This window comes from Pseudomonas sp. S06B 330 (genome assembly GCF_002845275.2).
Lineage (GTDB): Bacteria > Pseudomonadota > Gammaproteobacteria > Pseudomonadales > Pseudomonadaceae > Aquipseudomonas.
On the sequence record NZ_CP088149.1, the window covers coordinates 835,862 to 856,795 of the forward strand.

The 20,934-nt window shown below is 59.4% G+C and carries 17 protein-coding genes; 10 read left to right on the top strand and 7 right to left on the bottom strand.

Going from position 1 to position 20,934, the window contains the following annotated elements; genetic code table 11:
- Positions 1-16 precede the first annotated feature (16 nt).
- Positions 17-619 carry a 3'-5' exonuclease gene (locus tag CX511_RS03980; RefSeq protein WP_101293014.1) on the top strand — a complete coding sequence of 201 codons (603 nt, stop codon included), beginning with the start codon at positions 17-19 and terminating at the stop codon, positions 617-619.
- On the opposite strand, the gene CX511_RS03985 is transcribed toward CX511_RS03980, so the two are convergent.
- The gene (locus tag CX511_RS03985; protein WP_045182687.1) at positions 616-1,074 is read right to left on the bottom strand and encodes an Lrp/AsnC family transcriptional regulator; all 459 of its coding nucleotides are present in this window, start codon (positions 1,072-1,074) and stop codon (positions 616-618) included. The genes CX511_RS03980 and CX511_RS03985 overlap by 4 nt on opposite strands.
- A 152-nt stretch (positions 1,075-1,226) precedes the next feature.
- Between CX511_RS03985 and yedA the strand changes: the two genes are divergently transcribed.
- Both yedA and rhlE1 read left to right on the top strand, forming a co-directional pair.
- Positions 1,227-2,183 carry a drug/metabolite exporter YedA gene (gene yedA, locus CX511_RS03990; protein WP_045182689.1) on the top strand — a complete coding sequence of 319 codons (957 nt, stop codon included), beginning with the start codon at positions 1,227-1,229 and terminating at the stop codon, positions 2,181-2,183.
- Between the two features lie 37 nt (positions 2,184-2,220).
- Entirely contained in the window at positions 2,221-3,552 is a 1,332-nt protein-coding gene (gene rhlE1, locus CX511_RS03995) for an RNA helicase RhlE1 (protein ID WP_045182866.1), read from the top strand.
- A gap of 73 nt (positions 3,553-3,625) precedes the next feature.
- Here rhlE1 and CX511_RS04000 read toward each other — a convergent pair whose 3' ends face one another.
- From CX511_RS04000 to pmrG, 3 genes are all read right to left on the bottom strand, one after another.
- Positions 3,626-4,861 carry a TIGR03862 family flavoprotein gene (locus CX511_RS04000; protein ID WP_045182690.1) on the bottom strand — a complete coding sequence of 412 codons (1,236 nt, stop codon included), beginning with the start codon at positions 4,859-4,861 and terminating at the stop codon, positions 3,626-3,628.
- Between the two features lie 149 nt (positions 4,862-5,010).
- On the bottom strand, positions 5,011-5,925 hold the full coding sequence (locus tag CX511_RS04005) for a histone deacetylase family protein (RefSeq protein WP_045182692.1): 915 nt from the start codon (positions 5,923-5,925) through the stop codon (positions 5,011-5,013).
- Between the two features lie 101 nt (positions 5,926-6,026).
- Complete coding sequence (gene pmrG / locus CX511_RS04010; RefSeq protein ID WP_045182694.1) at positions 6,027-6,716, bottom strand: lipopolysaccharide core heptose(II)-phosphate phosphatase PmrG; 690 nt, start codon at positions 6,714-6,716, stop codon at positions 6,027-6,029.
- Between the two features lie 189 nt (positions 6,717-6,905).
- Here pmrG and CX511_RS04015 point away from each other — a divergent pair, with 189 nt between their 5' ends.
- The 3 genes from CX511_RS04015 (at position 6,906) to CX511_RS04025 (ending at position 9,012) form a co-directional block, all read left to right on the top strand.
- The gene (locus CX511_RS04015; protein WP_045182696.1) at positions 6,906-7,475 is read left to right on the top strand and encodes a GNAT family N-acetyltransferase; all 570 of its coding nucleotides are present in this window, start codon (positions 6,906-6,908) and stop codon (positions 7,473-7,475) included.
- Between the two features lie 77 nt (positions 7,476-7,552).
- Positions 7,553-8,422, top strand: coding sequence for an acyl-CoA thioesterase II (gene tesB / locus CX511_RS04020; RefSeq protein ID WP_045182698.1), 870 nt, complete (start codon positions 7,553-7,555; stop codon positions 8,420-8,422).
- Positions 8,419-9,012 (top strand): HAD family hydrolase, encoded by a 594-nt coding sequence (locus tag CX511_RS04025; RefSeq protein WP_101293015.1) that lies wholly within the window; start codon positions 8,419-8,421, stop codon positions 9,010-9,012. The genes tesB and CX511_RS04025 overlap by 4 nt, the downstream gene beginning before the upstream one ends.
- A 34-nt stretch (positions 9,013-9,046) precedes the next feature.
- On the opposite strand, the gene CX511_RS04030 is transcribed toward CX511_RS04025, so the two are convergent.
- From CX511_RS04030 to CX511_RS04040, 3 genes are all read right to left on the bottom strand, one after another.
- Positions 9,047-11,518: a TonB-dependent siderophore receptor gene (locus CX511_RS04030; RefSeq protein ID WP_052675491.1), complete on the bottom strand. Its 2,472-nt coding sequence runs from the start codon at positions 11,516-11,518 to the stop codon at positions 9,047-9,049.
- A gap of 105 nt (positions 11,519-11,623) precedes the next feature.
- A complete protein-coding gene (locus CX511_RS04035; protein ID WP_101293016.1) occupies positions 11,624-12,571 on the bottom strand; it encodes a FecR domain-containing protein in 948 nt (315 codons plus the stop codon).
- Positions 12,572-13,072 carry a sigma-70 family RNA polymerase sigma factor gene (locus tag CX511_RS04040; RefSeq protein ID WP_101293021.1) on the bottom strand — a complete coding sequence of 167 codons (501 nt, stop codon included), beginning with the start codon at positions 13,070-13,072 and terminating at the stop codon, positions 12,572-12,574. It lies immediately after the preceding gene.
- A 143-nt stretch (positions 13,073-13,215) separates the two neighbouring features.
- On the opposite strand from CX511_RS04040, the gene CX511_RS04045 reads away from it, so the two are divergent.
- The 4 genes from CX511_RS04045 to CX511_RS25400 all read left to right on the top strand — a co-directional run bounded on the left by CX511_RS04045 (position 13,216) and on the right by CX511_RS25400 (position 20,868).
- A complete protein-coding gene (locus CX511_RS04045) occupies positions 13,216-14,226 on the top strand; it encodes a zinc-dependent alcohol dehydrogenase family protein (RefSeq protein WP_045182703.1) in 1,011 nt (336 codons plus the stop codon).
- A gap of 262 nt (positions 14,227-14,488) precedes the next feature.
- A complete protein-coding gene (locus tag CX511_RS04050; RefSeq protein WP_045182705.1) occupies positions 14,489-15,742 on the top strand; it encodes an aromatic amino acid transport family protein in 1,254 nt (417 codons plus the stop codon).
- Between the two features lie 543 nt (positions 15,743-16,285).
- Entirely contained in the window at positions 16,286-17,119 is an 834-nt protein-coding gene (locus tag CX511_RS04055; protein WP_231353366.1) for a sulfotransferase family protein, read from the top strand.
- A gap of 38 nt (positions 17,120-17,157) precedes the next feature.
- Positions 17,158-20,868, top strand: coding sequence for an autotransporter domain-containing protein (locus CX511_RS25400; protein ID WP_220639101.1), 3,711 nt, complete (start codon positions 17,158-17,160; stop codon positions 20,866-20,868).
- The last annotated feature ends 66 nt before the right edge of the window (positions 20,869-20,934 follow it).

A 20,934-nucleotide genomic window follows, 5' to 3' on the forward strand; every position in this document is an offset into this window, starting at 1 on the left:
TTACTGAGGTTTTGTTTTGGAACGTATTGCTGTCATCGACTTTGAAACCACGGGCATTTCGCCGGGGGCCAATTGCCGCGCCACTGAAGTGGCAGTGGTCATGCTTGAGCAGGGGCGCATCGTCGAACGCTACCAGAGCCTGATGAACGCAGGGTTGTCAGTGCCGGCTTTTGTAGCGAGCCTTACCGGCATCACCACGTCCATGCTGCGCAGCGCCCCGCCGATTGCCCGGGTGATGAACGAAGTGGCCGAGTTCGTCGGGGAAACGCCGATGCTGGCGCACAACGCGTCGTTCGACCAGAAGTTCTGGGACTACGAGCTGGCGCAGATCGGTCGCAGTCGCAATCAACACTTTGCCTGTTCGATGTTGTTGGCTCGACGCTTGATGCCGACAGCACCCAACCACAAGCTTGGCACCCTGACCCGCTGGGCTGGCTTGCCAGACACCGGCACCGCGCACCGGGCCATGGCGGATGCGGAAATGGCCGCCAACCTCGCTCAACACCTGGCTGGGCAGTTGCTTGCGCAAGGCGTCAATGCGGTGTCCCACCAGTTGCTGTGCCGTTTGCAGAAGGTCCCGGCAGCGAAGGTGGCTCAAGCGCTACAGGCCTACCGCTAGGTTTTTCTGCCGTTGTGCTCAAGGTGGCCCAGCGGCAAGCGCTGTTCCACTGCGCTGGAGAGAATGATCGAGGTCTTGCTGAACCCGAATTGGGCGATGCGGTTGATCAACGCTTCCAGCTCCGGCATTGAGCTCACTGCGGCCTTCATGATCACACAAGGATCGCCAGTGACCCGGTGGCATTCGGTCAATTGCGGGATCTGGGTGAGCTCTTCGTACGTCTGCTGATTACCATGACTGGCCAAGCGCAGTTCAATAACGCACTGGATTGGCAAGCCGATTTTCTCCAGATCGACCTTTGCCTGGTAGCCGGTGATCACACCGCTGGCCTCAAGTTTGGCCACTCGTTCGGCGACTGCTGGAGCAGACAGGTTGACCTTGCGCGCAAGCTCGGCAAACGAGGCGCGGCCGTTTTCCAGCAAGGCACTGAGGAGTATTCGATCGTACTTGTCCATGGCATTTCTCAAGGTCATGCTGAATCAAAGGTTAAGGGTTAGAAGAACCGTTGTTTCAAAAGTGTATGGTTCGTTTAAACAGGTTTTGTAACTTATGTTTACGCATATGCCTTTCTAAACTAAACCTCCCGTTAACAGAATTCGAGCCTCCCATGTCTGCCCCTCGTCGCTTTCCCCTGGTTTTGATCGGCGCCTTTCTCGCGCTGTACCTGGTATGGGGCTCGACCTACCTGGTTATTCGCATTGGTGTCGAGTCCTGGCCACCGCTCCTGATGGCAGGCGTGCGCTTTTTGATTGCCGGAACGCTGCTGTACGGCTTCTTGCGCTGGCGCGGGGTGCCGGCACCGACCTGGCCACAATGGCGTGCAGCTGGGGTGATCGGTGTACTGTTGCTCAGTTGTGGCAATGGGGGCGTGACCCTGGCCGAACATGCAGGCGTTGCCTCCGGGGTTGCCGCGTTGGCCGTGGCCACCGTACCGCTGTTTACCCTGTTGTTCGGCTTGTTCTGGGGCCAGCGCAACACCCGCCTGGAATGGGCTGGGATCCTGCTCGGGCTGATCGGCATTGCCATGCTCAACCTAGGGTCAAACCTGCAGGCCAGCCCGATGGGCGCCGCGTTGATCCTGTTTGCCGCCGCCTCGTGGGCGTTTGGCTCGGTCTGGAGCAAAAGCCTGCCGTTGCCCCAAGGGCCTATGGCCAGTGCCGCAGAGATGCTGGTGGGCGGTGGCGTCTTGCTGCTGGGCAGCGCCCTGAGCGGTGAGCGCATGACCCAGATGCCTACGGCTGCCGGTTGGGGGGCGTTGGCGTATTTGGTGGTGTTCGGTTCGATCCTGGCCTTCAGCGCCTATATGTACTTGCTCAAGCATGTGCGTCCGGCAGCGGCTACCAGCTACGCCTATGTCAACCCGGCTGTGGCGGTGTTGCTGGGGATCCTGTTTGCCGGTGAGCAGATCGGCTTTGAGGAGTGCGTGGCCATGGCGGTGATCATTGGTGCAGTGGTGTTGATTGGCCTGCCACAGTGGCGCAAACCGACAACGGTGGTCAGTAAGCCGCAAGCGCATGTGAGCGAGGCAGCGGTTTGTCAGGAAGGTGCTGGCGGAACAAGGTAAACTGCCGCCATTGCTGAATTCCCCTGACGGTACTGCCATGACATTCGCCAAACTTGGCCTGATTGAACCTTTGCTGCGCGCGCTTGAGCGCCTGGACTACAACACCCCGACGCCGGTCCAGGCCCAGGCCATTCCTGCCGTGCTGGCCGGGCGTGACCTGATGGCCGCGGCCCAGACCGGTACCGGCAAGACCGCAGGCTTTGCCCTGCCGCTGTTGCAACGCCTGACCCTGGAAGGGGCCAAGGTTGCCAGTAACTCGGTACGTGCTCTGGTCCTGGTACCGACCCGCGAGTTGGCCGAACAGGTCCACAGCAACATCCGCGAGTACGCCGAACACCTGCCCCTGAGTACCTACGCAGTGTACGGCGGGGTGAGTATCAACCCGCAGATGATGAAGCTGCGCAAGGGCATCGATCTGTTGGTGGCGACACCCGGGCGCCTGCTCGATCTGTTCCGCCAGAATGCGGTGAAGTTCAATCAATTGCAGGCTTTGGTACTCGACGAAGCCGACCGCATGCTCGACCTGGGGTTTGCCGAAGAACTGCGCGCCGTGTATGCCGCCTTGCCGGCCCGTCGGCAAACGTTGCTGTTCTCGGCGACCTTCTCTGACGAGATCCGCCAGCTCGCCGGGCAGACCCTGAATGATCCCCTGAGCATCGAAGTCAGCCCGCGTAACGTCACCGCCAGCACGGTCAAGCAATGGATCGTCCCGGTGGACAAGAAGCGCAAGCCGGAGCTGTTCAGCCATCTGTTGCGCAAGCAGCGCTGGAAGCAGGTGCTGGTGTTTGCCAAGACCCGTAATGGGGTCGATCAGCTGGTTGAGCGCTTGCGTGGCCTGGGCGTGAACGCCGACGGCATCCATGGCGACAAACCCCAGGCGACGCGTCAGCGTGCCCTGGACAGTTTCAAGGCGCGGGAAATCCAGATCCTCGTGGCCACCGACGTGGCAGCGCGCGGCTTGGACATTGACGACCTGCCATTGGTGGTCAATTTTGACCTGCCGATCGTCGCCGAAGACTACATCCACCGTATCGGTCGTACCGGCCGTAAGGGCAATACCGGTGAGGCGATTTCGCTGGTGTGCGCTGATGAAGTGCAGCTGCTGTCGGCGATCGAGACCCTGACCCGCAAAACCTTGCCGCGCCACGAAGAGCCGGACTTCATTCCTGATCACAAGGTGCCGATGACCGATGCCAATGGTCAGGTGCTGAAGAAGCCCAAGAAACCGAAGAAGCCCAAGGAAAGCAGCAGCAAACGTAGCCTGGGGCGCTGGATGGACAGCGGTGAGGCACCGGCGGCAGCGCCTGCGGCCAAGCCGGTGCGCAAGGTGCCGACGTTCAATACCGGGCCGCGCAAGCGTAAGCCTTGAGCGCCTAGGGCCGCCTTGCGGCCCATCGCCGGCAAGACCGGCTCCCACCGGTAATACTGGGAGCTGGCTTTCCTTAGCGTTTCAGCCAGTCCAGAATCCCAAGACCCGCCTTACGTCCACTGGCAAAACACGCTGTCAGCAGGTAGCCACCTGTCGGCGCCTCCCAGTCGAGCATTTCCCCAGCGCAAAACACGCTCGGCAGTTGCTTGAGCATCAAGCCCTCGTTCAGTGCTTCGAACGCTACGCCGCCCGCGCTGCTGATCGCTTCATCCAGCGGGCGAGGGCGCACCAGCACAATAGGCAGGGCTTTGATCAATTGGGCCAGTAATTGCGGATCAGCAAAGCACTGTGCGTCGGTCAGCTCACGCAGCAATGCCGCCTTGACGCCATCCAGACCCAACTGACTGTGCAAGTGCTTGGCCATTGAGCGCGAGCCGCGTGGTTTTGCCAGGGCCGCTTGAATGTTATCCACAGTGCGATTGGGCAATAGGTCGAGCAGCACAGTGGCACTGCCTGCCCGGTTGATCGCCTCACGAATCTGCGCCGACCAGGCATACACCAGGCTACCCTCCAGCCCTTGAGCTGTGACAATGCACTCACCCAGGCGCGGCGTTTGACCGGCAAGGCTCAGAGCGATGTTCTTCAGCGGCGCACCCGCGAATTTGGCCTTAAGCAGATCGCTCCAGGCCTGCACCTCGAAGCCACTGTTAGCGGCCTGCAATGGTGCGACCTGCACGCCTTTATCCACAAACCAAGATACCCAGGCCGCATCGGAACCCAAGCGTGCCCAGCTGCCGCCGCCCAACGCCAGCAGGGTCGCGTCAGGTTTGAGTGCCAGTTCGCCTTGTGGATAAGCCAACCGCAGGCTGCCATCGCTATTCCAGCCGAGCCAGCGATGACGGGTGTGGATAACTACCCCGTTGTCGCGCAGGCGCTTGAGCCAGGCACGCAGCAGCGGGGCGGCTTTCATATCGCGGGGGAAAACCCGGCCAGAGCTGCCGACAAACGTCTCGATGCCCAGGTCGTGAATCCACTGGCGCAGTGCATCAGCGTTAAAGCCTTCGAGCAACCCGGCAATTTCGCCAGAGCGTTCGGCGTAACGGGAGACGAAGGCCGGGTAAGGTTCGGAATGGGTGATGTTCATGCCACCGACGCCAGCCAGAAGGAATTTTCGTCCAACTGAAGGCATTGCGTCGTACAGGTCCACTGCGACCCCGGCCTGGCCGAGCACTTCGGCGGCCATCAGCCCGGCCGGCCCGCCTCCGATAATGGCAACGTGTGGGCGGTTGGCGGAACGGGTGTCGGTCATGGTCGGCTGCAAGCTGGGAAAAAGAGCCGGCATTCTACCCTAGCAGGGCAGGTGGAAACACTGAGCAAAAAACGTACAGTCGTCTCAAAGCCAAGCGGGCAAAGGGCTTCAGTGGCTTTCGCTCAGGTTATCCACAGGCAGCTCCACAGTCATTGTGAGTAACCCAAGACTCGGCTGGCGCTGTGATGGAGAATGCCATGACGGCGTGCCAGGGCTTGGCGGTCCTTGCTGTAGCCGCCGCCAATTACCCCGACCACCGGAATATCGCGGCCCAGGCACTGGCGCAGCACCTGCTCGTCACGGGCGGCGACGCCTTCATCGGTCAGCTGTAAATAGCCGAGGGCATCGTCCTTGTGCACATCGACTCCAGCGTCATAGAGCACCAGGTCCGGACGGTACAACGGCAACAGGTAGTTGAGCGCGTCCTCGACCACTTTCAGGTAGGCCTGGTCACCCATGCCCCGTGGCAACGGAATATCCCAGTCGCTCTGGGCCTTGCGTGCCGGGAAGTTTTGCTCGCAGTGCAAGGACACCGTGATGGCGTCCGGGGTGTCGTGGAGAATCCGCGCGGTACCATCGCCCTGGTGAACATCGCAGTCGAAGATCAGCACCTTGTGCACGCGACCGGCTTCCAGCAGGTAATGGCTGATGACGGCCAGGTCGTTGAAGATACAAAAGCCGGCTGGGTGGTCATAGTGCGCATGATGAGTGCCACCGGCCAGGTGACAGGCGATGCCATGTTCCAGGGCCTGTTCCGCCGCCAGCAAGGAGCCGCCCACTGCGCGCACCGTACGTCGGGCCAGTGCTTCGCTCCAGGGTAGACCGAGGCGTCGCTGGTCTTCGTGTGACAACTCGCCATTCATATAGCGCTCGATGTAATCGCGGTCATGGGCAAGGGCGAGGATGTCGTTGGGGCAGATCTGCGGACGTAGCAGCGCCTGCTCACTGGTCAAGCCGCTGTCGACCAGGTGATCGCGCAGCAGACGGAACTTGTCCATCGGAAAGCGGTGATCAGCGGGAAATTCCGGACTGTAGTCGTCGTGGTAGATCAGCGGCAGCGGCATGACAGATTCTTGAGCGGGACAGAGGCTGATCTTGCCAGTTGCTGGCGCCGTTGCGCTACTTTATGAGTTGTTTGATGGTGTCGACTCGCTGGCACAACTGCTCAGCTGTTTGTGCTATCCAGTAGCCTTTGCCATTGGTCGGCGTTCATTTTGCCGAGAATTCTCGGTTTCCCATCGGCAGCGACCGAGACGAACAAAGCGCTGGCATAGTCGCTGGAGCGCTGACCACCAGGGACATTCAGCTGACGCTCCAGGTGGTCAATGCAACCACTATGGGTGACCAGCACCAGATTGTGATCGGTAGCTTTATGCGCCAGGGCCGATTCGGCGAAGCCCTCGTCGCATTGCTGTACCCACTCTTCACTTTTAATGGCTTTGCCAAAGATATAGTGCGCCGTTTGGCGGGTCCTTACTTGTGGGCTACTTAGCACATCTGCATCGCCCAGCCCTAGATGTTGCAGACCGTCTCCGACGTCTGTAGCAACCTGACTGCCTGCCACCGTGATGCCGCTCGGGTCGCTGAGGCAGGTACTGCTTGAACGGTCACAGCGCTCGGCATGACGGATCAGCACGATCACCTTGCCCTTGGACCATTCACGGTACACGCCGCTGCTGTACATTCGATTGTCTCTGCTCAAGTCCACGATATGTGTTCTCGTTGACGCCCAGGCGCTGAGGGTGGCGAGTGCAAGCATCACACTCAGCCCGATGCACAGCGTTTTGAGTGTGGATAAACGTCGTCGTTTGGAGGGGGACAGAACGAGGTTCTCAGCGGTGTTTGGCAACAACAATACTCCGTGCGGGTAATTGGATCGGGTAGCAACCAGGACGATGGGTGCGGTGAGAATGGCGGCACTTTAGAAAGTGGCCTGTGCAGAGCAGGTGAAGCGAATGTGAAAAAAGTCTTTATCTGTTTGAATCGCGATTTTTCTGCAGGTGCCTACGCTATAAACTGCAGGGGATGTGTCGAGGAGCAGGCAATGACCCCCATACTTGAACTGGAAAGCGCCCGCCTGGTGCTGCGCCAATGGCAGGACGACGATCTCGGCGAATTCGCCGCCATGTGCACCGATCCACACGTCATGCGCTATTTTCCTGCCCCCCTGACTCGCCTGGAAAGCGCTGCCCTGATCGGCCGTATCCGTGGTCATTTCAATGAATATGGTTTTGGACTGTGGGCGTTAGAGCGCAAAGACAGCGGCGCCTTCATTGGCATGACGGGTCTGCTCAACGTTAATTTCGACGCCGATTTCACCCCCGCAGTAGAAATTGGCTGGCGTCTGGCCCGTCGCCACTGGGGCTTGGGTTTTGCCAGCGAAGCAGCCTGGACCAGCTTGCGCTGCGCCTTCGCCCAGTTGGGCCTGGAGCAGGTAGTGTCCTTCACCACCGAGAGCAACTTGCCATCACAGAAAGTCATGCAAGCCATTGGCATGCAGCAAGACCTGAAGGGCAGCTTCTTGCACCCGAAACTGCCCGAGTTTCATCCCTTGCGGCCGCATGTGCTGTACCGCATCAACCGAGCCCAGTGGCAACAGACCCTGCGCGGCTGAATTGCACGACATACGGGTGAGCTATGACAAACCCTGTATCATTTGTCGCAGTTGCGCATTGCTTTGGAGAATCTTGAATGAGCCACGTGTTGGACGATCTGGTTGACCTGCTGAGTCTGGAAGCCATCGAGGAAAATCTGTTCCGCGGGCGCAGTCAGGACCTGGGTTTTCGTCAGTTGTATGGCGGCCAGGTACTGGGTCAGTCGTTGTCGGCGGCCAGCCAGACGGTTGAAGAAGCGCGTCATGTGCATTCCTTGCACGGTTACTTCCTGCGCCCAGGTGATGCGGCGATGCCGGTGGTCTACTCGGTTGACCGGGTTCGCGACGGTGGCAGTTTCAGCACCCGGCGGGTGACGGCGATTCAGAAGGGCCAGCCGATCTTTACCTGCAGCGCTTCGTTTCAATACGACGAAGAGGGTTTTGAACACCAGACGCAGATGCCGGCGGTGGTTGGCCCGCAGAACCTGCCTTCGGAAGTGGAGCTGTTCCAGCGCATCGCTGACCGCCTGCCGGAAACGATCCGCGACAAGATGCTCTGCGCCAAGCCGATCGAGATGCGCCCGGTCACGGAAGAAGATCCGTTCGACCCCAAGCCGGGTGATCCGGTGAAGTACATCTGGTTCCGCGCCGATGGCACCTTGCCGGACGTGCCGGCGCTGCACAAGTACATGCTCGCCTACGCCTCGGACTTCGGCCTGTTGACTACCTCGCTGTTGCCCCATGGCAAATCGGTGTGGCAGAAGGACATGCAGATCGCCAGCCTTGACCATGCGCTGTGGTTTCACGGCAATCTGCGTGCTGACGAGTGGCTGCTGTATGCCATGGACAGTCCGTGGGCTGGCAATGCGCGTGGATTCTCCCGCGGCAACATCTACAACCAGGCCGGGCAGTTGGTGGCTTCGTCTTGCCAGGAAGGGTTGATTCGCCATCGCAAGGATTGGGCATGAGCCTCAAGGATATTCGTCATTGGGTGTTCGACATGGATGGCACCTTGACTGTCGCCGTGCATGATTTCGCGGCGATTCGTGAGGCCCTGGAAATTCCACCGGCGGACGACATCCTTACCCACCTGGCCGCGTTGCCCGCTGCTGAAGCGGCGGCTAAGCACGCCTGGTTGCTGGAGCACGAACGTGATCTGGCGATCGGCTCGCAGGCGGCGGTCGGTGCAGTGGAGTTGGTGCGCGAGCTGGCTGGGCGTGGCTGCCAGTTAGGCATCCTTACCCGTAATGCGCTGGAGTTGGCGCATGTGACGCTGGAAGCCATTGGCCTGGCTGAATGCTTCGCCGAGCCGTACGTACTGGGACGTGATGAGGCACCACCAAAGCCGCATCCTGGCGGCCTACTGAAACTGGCCAACGCCTGGCAGGTGCAGCCGAGCGAGATGGTCATGGTTGGTGACTATCGTTTTGATCTCGATTGCGGTCGTGCGGCGGGGGCCAGGACTGTCCTGGTCAACCTGCCGGACAACCCCTGGCCGGAGTTGACCGACTGGCATGCGGCGGATTGCCGGGCATTGCAGGTATTGCTTAACCAGTGAGTTGGTAATCGCGGGACAAGCCCGCGATCACTTCTCAGAAATCCCAGCGCGTGGTCAACATCATATTGCGCGGCTCGCCGTAGTAGGTGGTGTCGAAGTTACCCAGCCCGGACAGGTAGCGTTTGTCGAACACGTTGTTGGCGTTGACGGTAAAGCTCAGGTGTTCGTTGTACTGGTAGCGGCTCATCAGGTCGACCAGGGTGTAGCCGCCTTGTTTGATAAAGGTGTAGTCGTTGACTGATCGGTTGTAGATCTTGCCGTAGAACGCGCTCTGCCAATTCACCCCGCCACCGACGGTGACCTTGTCCATTACCCCTGGCAGGCGATAAGTGGTGAACACACGTACCAGATGTTCAGGCTTGCTGGTGCTCATCGGGAACCCGTACATGCGCTGTTCGTCGGCATCGCGGGTGCGGGCGTAGGTGTAGCCGGCCGACAGGTTCCAGCCTTCCTGCAACTCACCGCTCAGTTCCAGCTCCACACCCTCAGTGGTTGCCCCACTGGTGGCCTTGAAAATGCCTTCGTTGGTCGCCGGGTTGGTACCGATCTGCTCCGCTACATTGTCTTGTTCGGTGCGGAACAGTGCCAGGCTGGCATTGAGCTTACCCTCCAAGTAGGCGGCTTTCAGACCAGTTTCGTAGCTGTCGCCTTCGACCGGGTCAAGCGTGCTGCCATTACTGTCCTTATTGCTCTGCGGTTGATAGATCGAGGTGTAGCTGGCGTATACCGAGTAGGTATCGTTGAGGTCGTACACGACACCGGCGTAGGGCGTGACCACACCATGTTGCTTGTAACTGGCCTGGCTGTCCGGGAACAGTGGGTTCAGGCCGTCATAGTCATAATTGTCGTCGTACTTGAAGGTGCTGACGCGGGTGCCGAGGATCACCGAAAGGTCATCGGTTGGACGCAGGCGGGTGGCAATATAGGCGCCAGTCTGGCTTTTCTTTTGCTCATACTTGCCGTTCTTCGGGAAGTCGGGGACGCCGATGTGGCCCTTCCAGTCAAAGATACTGCCCGGCACCATGGCGAATTCGCTGGTGTCCCAGGTGGCGCCGGTTTGGCGTGAATACGAGGCGTTATAGCCGACTACCAGATCATGCTCGCGGCCAAACAGGCTGAACGGGCCAGAGAGGTTTAGGTCGGCAGTGTTCTGAACCCGATGGCCTTCCCAGCGACCCCAGAAGAAATACATGCCGTTGCCGTCACGGTCAGGGGCACCGCCACTGGCCGATGCCAGGCGAGTGTCGTGGTCGCTCTGCAATTGGTTGACGCTGAGCTTGAGCGACCAGTCATTGGCCAGGGCCTGCTCCAGGGAGGCGAAGTAGGTGCGGTTCTGAAAGTCGCGTCGACTCCAGTCGGCCCCGGGGTTGAACGAGCGGGAGAAGTCGGTACGACCGCCATCGGTGTAGTACACCGGGTTACCGGTCCAGGAGGTGCCGCGCGGAGTGGTGTCCTGTTGATCGATGCCGACCGTCAGCAAGGTGTCAGGGGTGATGTCGGCTTCGAGAATACCGTAGTACACCTCTTTCTTTTGCTCGTAGTGGTCCTGGTAGCCCTGCTTGTCCTGCTGCGCACCAACGAATCGCCCACGCAGGGTGCCGGTGCTGTTCAATGGCCCGGAAACATCACCTTGGCCACGGTAGTCATCCCAACTGCCGGCACTGCCGGTGAGCGAGGCCTGGAACTGCGCGGTAGGCTTCTTGCGGATCAGGTTCACCGTCGCCGAAGGGTCGCCGGAGCCGGTCATCAGGCCGGTTGCGCCTTTGAGTACTTCAACCCGGTCATAGATCGACATGTCGACGTGGGCGGTGCCTTCGTCATACACACCGTCATAGATGGTGTTGACGCCATCGTATTGATAGTTGGTGATTACCAGGCCGCGACTGGTGAACTCGGTGCGGTCGCTGTCATAAGTTTGCGAAGAAATACCCGGGGTGTTGCGCAACACATCGGAGATGCTCTGGGCGCCTTGGTCGTCCATCAACTGTCGGGTAATGACGGTGACCGATTGCGGTGTTTCACGGATCGACAAGGGCAGTTTGGTGGCGGTGCGGGTCACGGCAGTGGTGTAGGAGCCGGTGTTTTCCGTGGTTTCGCCGAGAAATTGCCCATTAATGCTAGTGGCGCCCAGTTCCACCGTGCCGTCGCTGCTGATCGGCACCAGCACATAGCCGCCATTGCTCTGGCGTTGGGCCTGCAAACCACTGCCCTGGAGCAGGCGCGCCAATCCTTCTTCCACCGAGTAATTGCCTTGCAGCCCAGCCGACTGGCGGCCCTGGGTTTGACGTGCATCAAACGACAGGGTGATGTTGGCACGGGTGGCGAACAGGCTCAGGTTGGTCCCCAATGCCCCCGGCGCAATCTGGAAGTCTTTACTGACGCTCTGCGCCTGGGCGTGCGTCGGCAGCAGCGCCAGCATCGGTAGCGGTGCCAGGGTCAGGCCGAACAGCGCCAGGTGAACGGCGCGAACCAGAGGGCGGGGCGCCCGAGGGCAAATGCGGGTCATGCAGGTTTTCCTTCGATTGGCTGGGCAGAGTGGCAGCTAGAATTTGCTGCTTTAACTGCGTAGCCGAATGAGAATGAAAATCGGCAACCCTTGAGAATGAATTTTTCAGGCCGCTTCGATGCTCACCCAATAGCGGGTCAGGTAGCGGACTTTGACGGGCAGGGACGCGCTGAGGTTTTCCAGGATGGTGTCGGTATCATCGATGCGAAAGGCACCGGACAGGCGCAAGTCGGTGATGCCTTCGGCGCAGCGCAGCACGCCTGGACGATAGCGGCGCAGCTCGCTGACAAAATCGGCCAGCCGCCACTCGATCACCGTCAACATGCCCTGGGTCCAGGCGCCCGTACCTGGTGCTGCGGCATGAGCGTTGCCGATCTGCTGTCTGTCGAAACTGCCCGACTGCCCAGCTTCCAGGCGCAGCATCAACAGCGGCTTATCCACAGGGCGAATTTCCACGGCGTGCTGCAGCACGCTGACCCGGCTCAGGCCGTCTTCACTGCGCACGCTAAAGCGGGTGCCCAGTGCGCGAACCATGCCTTCGGCTGTACGCACCCTAAATGGCCGACCGGCGACATCGCTGGCGGTCTGCACCATGATTTCGCCGCGGTGCAGCTGCAATTGGCGTTGCAGGCCGTCAAAATGGATATCCACCGCGCTGTCGGAGTTGAGTTCCAACTGACTGCCATCGCTAAGCCTGAGCTGGCGCCGTTGACCTTTACCGGTGCGAAGTTGGGCCATCAGTGCTTGCGCCGGGTTGCTTTCGTGCACGACCCAGCCGCTGGCGCCGACGGCCAACAGCATGGCCAGCGTCTTGAGCACGGCGCGTCGACGGGCGCGTACACCGGCCAGGGTCGGCAGGGCGATATCGGCGGGCAGGCTGCCCAGCTGGCGCTGCAGTTTCTCTACCCGTGCCCAGGCTTGGGCGTGGGCCTGGCTTTTACCTAGCCAATCCTGCCAGGCGCGCAGTTGGGCGTCGCTGGGCTGGGCGGCATTGAGGCGGACGTACCAGGTCGCGGCAGCTTCCAGGGTGTGGTAATCCAGGGGCTGGGCCATTTAGTCGTCCGTCAGCAACAGGCAGTGGGTCATGGCGCGGATCAGGTGCTTCTTCACCGTGGTGACCGAAATTTCAAGACGCTCAGCGGTTGCCACATAACTCAAGCCTTCGAGTTGCACCGCCAGGAAAATCTGCCGAGTACGCTCACCCAAGCCATCGAGCAGGGTGTCCACGCCCACCAGGGTTTCGAGGATCAGCAAACGGCTTTCCGGTGAGTCGGCATAGTGCTCCGGGCGGTTTGCCAGCTCGGCAAGGTAAGCCTGCTCCAGCGCCTTGCGTCGGAACTTGTCGACCATCAACGCATGGGCGATGGCGCCCAAGTAGCTGCGAGGTTCGCGAATGGCGTGCACATTGCGCGCGCTCAGCACCCGGATAAAGGTGTCCTGGGCAAGATCAGCGGCATCGCTGGCGTTGCCCAGGCGGGCGCGCAGCCAGTTCTTCAACCAACCGTTATGTTCGCTATAAAGCGTATGCAGGGCAGCGTGATCGGGAGCAGACATGAACGGCTTGACCAATGCAGTAACTGATAATTAGTCGCATTATTGTAGTTTGTCAGGATATTTCGCAAGAGCTGGCGCTTGACCGGTGGCAACGCGAGGCGAAGACTGATCAGCTATTTGTCGGATCAGTTCAGGAGATGCTTATGTCCAGCAAGGCCATTTACGTTCAAGCGGGCGGCGGTTACGACAAGGTGCAGGTCGGTACTTGCGAAGCGTCGGCGCCGAAATCGGGGGAAATCACCGTTCGTCTGCACGCCAACTCGCTCAACTATCACGATTTTGCCGTGGTCAGCGGAATCTGGGGGCCGAACGAGCCGCGTATCCCGATGGCTGATGGTGCCGGGGTGGTCACGGCGGTGGGTGCCGGTGTCACTGAGTTTGCCGTGGGTGATGCCGTCGTCAGCACGTTTTTTCCTGACTGGCAGGATGGTCAGGCACAGGTGGAAGGTTTTGCCACGGTCCCCGGTGATGGCATCGACGGCTACGCCCGCGAGCAAGTCACCGCCCGCGCCACGTCCTTTACCCACGCCCCAAAGGGATATAGCCATGCCGAGGCGGCGACCCTGACCACTGCCGGCGTTACTGCCTGGCGGGCACTGATGGCTGACGATTCACTCAAGCCTGGCGATACCGTATTGGTTCAAGGCACAGGCGGTGTATCGATCTTCGCCCTGCAATTTGCCAAGTTGGCCGGTGCCACGGTAATTGCTACTTCGTCCAGCGATGAGAAGCTCGAGCGTCTAAAAGCCATGGGTGCTGATCACTTGATCAACTACCGCAAGACGCCAGCCTGGGGTGAGACAGTACGCCAGCTTACTGGCAACCGCGGCGTTGATCACGTGATTGAAGTGGGCGGCCCAGCCACTCTGGAGCAATCAATGATCGCTGCGCGTATCGGTGGCCATATTTCGCTCATCGGTATTCTGACCGGCGTCGCCGGCCAGCTCCCGCTGATACAGGCGTTGGTGCGCCAGATCCGTCTGCAAGGTGTGCTGGTCGGCAGCCGGACGCATCAGCAGGCGATGGTTCGGGCAATTGATGCCAATGGTCTGCGCCCGGTTATCGATAAATCCTTCGCGCTGGAACAAATCACCGATGCGTTCCGCTATCAGGAAAGCAATCAGCATTTTGGCAAAATCTGCCTGGAATTCTGATCGACCTCTCCCTTGTGGCAGCCCGACCTTGGTCGGGCTTGACCGCCACCGGCTCACGTAAAAAACGCTAACTCACTGCTTTTCAATCATTTTTCGGAAAACCGAGATCACACTCTTTCGCCTCGTTTGGGTGTTATTTCGAACACCTTGTGTGATATTTTGCCCGCCGCTCGAGAAATCCATGGCACAGCGCCCAATGGGCCTGTGACGCATCGCTTCAGGTGCATCCGGTAATAAATATAAATACGTAGTGAGTGTGATCATGAGTGCAACCCCCAACACCGCCGTGGGCGGTGCTGACGCGTCCGTTACCGAATCGTCGGGCCTGGAGGTCAAACGCCTGACCTTCGTTGAGGCTGTGGCGATGATCGTCGGCACCAACATTGGTGCTGGCGTACTGTCGATGGCCTATGCCAGCCGTTTGGCCGGTTACATGCCTCTGCTGCTATGGCTGGCGGTGGCGGGCGTCTTCACCACCATTTCCATGCTTTATGTGTCGGAAACCACCTTGCGTACCCGTAGCCACCATCAATTGAGTGGCCTGGCGCAACGCTATGTCGGTTCCTTCGGTGCCTGGGCGATCTTCCTGTCGGTGGCGGTCAACAGCATCGGCGCCCTGACGGCCTACATGAGCGGCAGTGGCAAGATCCTCAGCGAGTTCTTCGGCATCAGCCCGGCCTTGGGCAGCTTGCTGTTCTTCCTGCCGGCGGCATTTGTCTTGTACCTGGGCCTGAAGGCCATCGGCAAGGGTGAGAAGTTCATCAGCATCGGCATGGTCTCGATGACCCTGGTGTTGGTTGCAGCGACCCTGATCAACGAAAAAACTGACTTCGGCAACCTGTTCGACGGCAGCTGGATCTACATGATTCCGGTGTTCAACATTGCCGTGTTCTGCTTCTCGGCGCAGTACGTGGTGCCGGAAATGGCCCGTGGTTTCAGCCATGCGCCCAAGCGCCTGCCTGTCGCAGTGATCACCGGGATGGTCATCACCTTCATCCTGCTGGCTATCGTGCCGATGTCGGTGATTGCCCTCAACGGCCTGGAAAACCAGACTGAAGTGGCCACGCTGGCGTGGGGCCAGGCCTTGGGCCAATGGGCGTTCTACACCGCCAACACCTTTGCCCTGTGCGCGATGATGACCTCGTACTGGGGGCTGGGCGGTAGCTTCCTGACCAACATTTTCGACAAGTTCAAAAGCCTTGGCTCGGAAAGCAACCCGAAGAACCGTCTGCTGGTACTGGGCATCGTCTGTGTACCGCCATTCATCCTGGCGTATAGCGGCATGGTTGGCTTCGTCAACGCGCTGTACTTTGCCGGTGTGTTCAGCGGTGTGATCCTGTCGATCATGCCGATCCTGATGCTGCGCTCGGCGCGCAAGAACGGTGACATCGTGCCGGCTTGGCAGTGTGGCTGGATTGCCCACCCACTGATTCAGGTGATGGTGGTGATTCTTTACCTGTGCAGCATGGCTTATGCGATTGCCAGTGCATTGGGTTGGTTGCCTGGCGGCTGGTAAGGCGCCCTTGGTGTTGTTATGAAGAGGCCGGTGCAATGCATGCACCGGCCTTTTTTGGATGATCGGCACTGCCCCTACAAGTACCTCCATTCGGCCTCCTGAAGTCGCGGGCTCGCGGCGCCTGAGCCTGCGCGAATAAAGAGCATGCACGGCTGTTGCGCTGTCGGTTGATCTACTTTGCGAGTGCCGCCAGTTTTCCCCTTGGTTTTGAGCTTGAACGTACAACCCTTCCGGTCCTTTTCTGGGGCTCTGAATCTCGTCTGCTGCCAGGCACTTGTCATCTTCGTGCAGGCGTCCCTATTTCTCCATGTGCGGGCAAGAGCCAGCGCTTAAAGAATGTATTTCATAAGTTTTCAGCATTTTTCATCGTTCCGCGGCAGGCGGTTCAACCTATTTCAGAGCCAATTTGTCGAGCAGATGCATTACTACGGCAGCGCTTGGCTATGCCGACGCAGAGGGGTAAGCCGCGCCTGAGAATGGTGATCTGCTTGGTCAGTGGGTTTGCCTAGTTGAATGTTTAGTACCTGTTTGTGGTTCGTGGGGATGAACGACATGACTTACTCCGGGCGCCCGATGCATTTCATTTCCGGCTTGCCCCGTTCAGGCTCGACGTTATTGTCGGCCCTGTTGCGCCAAAATCCGCGCTTTCATGCGCACATGAGTAGCCCTTTGGCCGGTCTGGTCAATGACCTGCTCAATGGCATGGGCGGGCAAAACGAATATTCGCTGTTTATTTCCGATCAGCAACGTCAACGCATCATGCGCGGGTTGTTTGATCAGTACTATGGCGAGGAATATTCGGCGTCGGTGATCTTCGACAGTAATCGCGCCTGGTGCTCACGCATGGCATTGCTGCACAGCCTTTTTCCGAGCAGCAAGGTGATTGCCTGCGTACGTGAGGTGCCGTGGATCATTGATAGCATCGAGCGTTTGATCCAACGCAATACACTCTCACCTTCAGTCCTTTTCAACTACCAGGCCGGTGGCACGGTGTATAGCCGTACCGATGGCGTGGCCAACGCCGACGGCATGCTCGGTTACCCCTACAACGCCCTCAAAGAGGCGTTTTACGGCGCACACGCCAGCCGTTTGCTGTTGGTGCGCTATGAGAGTTTGGTCGACAACCCGCAGGCGGTCCTCGACGGCATCTATGCCTTTATCGATGAGCCGCCCTTCAAGCACAACGCAGACAACGTTCAGTTCAACGCTCGCGAGTTCGATCAACGGGCGGGCACGCCTGGGCTACACGACGTCATGCCCAGCGTACAGGCCGCCAGCCGCTCGACCATTCTGCCCCCTGATGTATTTGCGCGCTTTAGCCGTGACGCTTTCTGGCAACACCCTCAGCACAACCCACACGGGGTCAAGATTCTTTGAACGCCCCGGTAAAAAATAACAAAACATAGGTTGCACGTATGAACAAGGCCATTTATCGGTTGGTATGGAATAGCAGGTTGGGGGCGCCGCAAGTCGTTTCTGAAGTTGCCAAGTCTAAGGCGTGTGGCGGCACTGTAGCCGTCACCGGGTCGGGCACTCGCGCGTCGAAACGATGCGCTAAAAGAGCCGTCTGGCCACTGGCTTTGTTGTCGCTGGGAATTGCCTCTTCAGTGTGGGCGACGACCTATGACGTCACTACGGGGGCGGGTTCCGGTCTGGGGTCCCTGCACGATGAACTAAAAAACAATGGGACGGTGAGCATCGATCCGGGAGTGACAATGATTACCCTGGACGGGGACCTAGACGTATTTAGTAACGGCCCAACGACGCTGAACGCTTTCGCTCCCCTGGCAATTACCGGTGGCGACCTGGTGGGTGGCGGCAAATCGTTGTCATTGAACGGTCCAGATAGAGACGCGATCACCCTCACGATTTCGGGCCAGTTCACTGGCGATCCGGGTAGCGGTGGGTCTGCAACGGATGGCGATTCGGGAACGGATGGCGCGAACTCCAGTGGTTATGCCGTCGCGGGCGGTAACGGCACGTCGGGCTCAAAGGGCCAATACTCTGCCCCGAGCGATGGTTTAGCGGGAATCAGTGGCAGCGGATTCAATCTCACGAACAATGCCAGCATAAGCGGTGGTGCGGGTGTTGCCGTTGTATCGGCGGGCGCTGGGGGCAATGGCGGTAATGGTGGTGCTGGTGGCCCTTATGGCGCTGGTGGCGCTGGTGGCGCCGGTGGTGCCGGTGCTAGCGCTGGGGTGGGCTCCTCCGGTGGTGCCGGCGTCACAGGCAACAACTTCACGCTGACCAACAATGGCAGCATTACTGGGGGCGATGGTGCTGATGGCGCTGCTGGTGGTGCCGGCGGTAGTGGTGGTGTTGGTGGTCGTGGTGGATATTCTAACAAGGGTGGCAGGGGTGGCTACGGTGGCAACGGTGGCAACGGTGGCAACGGGGGCAACGGTGGAGCTGGCGTCAGTGGTTCCGACATGGTGTTGGTCAACACTGGGATTATTAAAGGCGGCACTGGCGGGGCCCAGGGCATAGGAGGTGCAGCAGGTGTAGGAGGTAAAAGAGGTGAAAGTGGTAAAGGATATATCTTTGGCGGTACAGACGGCTCAGACGGCCGACGCGGCAACAATGGCGAAAGGGGCATAGACGGCGACGGCATTGACGCATCGGGTAATTCCACCATCACCAACAGCGGTACCATCAGCGGTTATAACGGCATTCTCAACAAAGGTACCCTCAACAGACTGAACAATAACGCAGGAGGCCATATTGTTGGCAACCCGCTTGACAGTTCTGCCGCGGGGGTTCGTAACATTGGTATCATCGATGCCCTGAACAACACAGGTTATATCGAAGGTAACATTGGTATTTTCAACACCGACGTCGGCACTATCACCACACTGAGCAATAATGCCGGCGGCACTATCTATGGCGGGTTAGGCATTAAAAATGAGGGCGCCATCGATGCGCTGAGCAACGCGGGCACAATTGGAGGTGTTTCTGGAATTTTCAACGCCGCCGACGGCACTATCACCACCCTGAGCAACGATGGCGATGGTACGATTTCGGGCACAGGAATAGGCATTTCTAACGAGGGTACCATCACTACGCTCAACAACAGTGGCACCATCTCCAGTGGTCACGGCATTGTCAACTCCGGCACCATCGGTGCACTGAACAACAGTGGCCTCATCAGCGGTCAAAACGCAATTGTAAATACCTCATCGAACGGCGGGCTCGGCGCCATAGCCAACACCGGTATCATCTCCGGTGAGATCATGAACTATTCTTCGCAGGACCTGATAATCAACGGCGGCACGGGCTCGCTGTTCGGCAGGCTGACGGGCTCCAGTGCTGGCACAGGTGTGGGGGCAGACAACATCGGCCAGATCAGCAACACCAGGTCGAACGTGGTGTTTGGCCCGGGTAACCAGTTGCTCAATGACCACATCGACGTCGGCACTCATACTGTCACCAATGATTCGACCGGCGTCCTGCAGGTCAACAATGCACTTAATATCATTGGCAATTACCACCAGGGCGCCGATGCCAGCCTGATTCTCGGAGTGGCCAACAATGCCGTGACCACCGGTAATGCCAGCACTGACAGCGGCTATGGCCGCCTGGTGGTCAGCGGGAAGGCAAACATCGCCTCGGGCTCCACGATCGGCTTGCAGCGCCTGGGCAGCTACGGTTTTGCTCAGGGTCAACGCTACGTGGTGATTCAGGCGGCCACCCCTGACACCGAATATAACGCCAGCAGCCTGCGCTACAAAGTAGCGGGTTATAACGCCTCCGGTACCAGTGTAGACAGCGGCGGCAATACCCTGTTGTTGGTCACATTGGGCGGTGCTACGCAACCTGACGTCACGCCACCACCATCTGACGTCACGCCACCACCATCTGACGTCACACCACCACCATCTGACGTCACACCACCACCATCTGACGTCACACCACCACCATCTGACGTCACACCACCACCCCCTGACGTCACGCCACCGCCACCTGACGGGCCATCCAGTGGTCCGATCAATCGCGCGACCACCACCAGCGGGATGGCAACGCTCTCCGGGCTGTTCAACTACAACGGCTACGATGCGCCGTTGATGAACCTGTTCAACGCTGCCGCCGCCCTTGGCTCTTCGGCTGAGGGTAATAAGGCCGGTGCGCAGTTGAGCCCAGCGGCGACCGTGTCGGCCGCGACTCAGGCGTCCATGGCGTCCACGGTGCAAGTGCTCAATGTCACGGCGGCACGCCTGGACGGGATGCGCACTGCGCAGAACGACATGGCCGGCAGCGGTATCGCCACGGGTGAAGCCGCCAGCAATTCCGGGCTGTGGGGGCAGGCGTTCGGCGGTTCTTCGCGCCTGAGCGAGAGTGATAATATCGCCGGCTATACCAGCCATTACAGTGGCATGCTCATTGGTGCCGACACGGCGCTCAACGACAGCTGGCAGGCCGGTGGCCTGTTCAGCTACACCCAGACTACGGTCAACAGCGACGGCGATAACGCTGGCAGCTCTGCCGACGTGAAGTCTTACGGTGTGTTCGGCTATGCCAGCTATACGGCCAATCCGTGGTACCTGGACCTGTCGATAGGGGCGATCCAGCACCAATACGACACCCAGCGTGACGTTAACTTCCCTGGCTTCAATGGCACGGCCAAGGGCGAGCATGACGGAATGCAGTACATCGCTGCAGCCCAGGTCGGTTACCCGATCAACCTCGGTTCCCATACGGTGCTGACGCCGATTGGCGGCTTGACCTACACCACGCTGGAGCAAGACAGCTTCAGCGAAGAAGGCGGCAATGGCGCGGCACTGGATGTGGACTCCACCAGCACTCACTCGCTGAAAAGCGACCTGGGCGCCAAGCTGGAGCGCTCCTACGCAACTGAATACGGCAACGTCGTGCCGTCGGCGCAGTTGATCTGGCGTCATGAGTACCATGACACCCGTCTGCAGTCGGTCGCCAACTTTGCCGCTGACACGGCAGGGGCCACCAGCTTCAGCAACCTGGGCGTCAAGCCGGTTGATGACACTGGCGTGCTGACACTGGGCGTGACTCTGCTGCAAAGTAGCGCCCTCAGCGTGTCGGCGAAGTACACCCTGGAGGCGGCGAGTGGTTACACCGCCAATACCGGTGATGTACAGGTGCGTTGGAACTTCTGATCGGCTAACAGCGCTTAGCCTGAACGCCCATTGTCTGTGATAGGCAATGGGCGTTCAGGTTCGCCA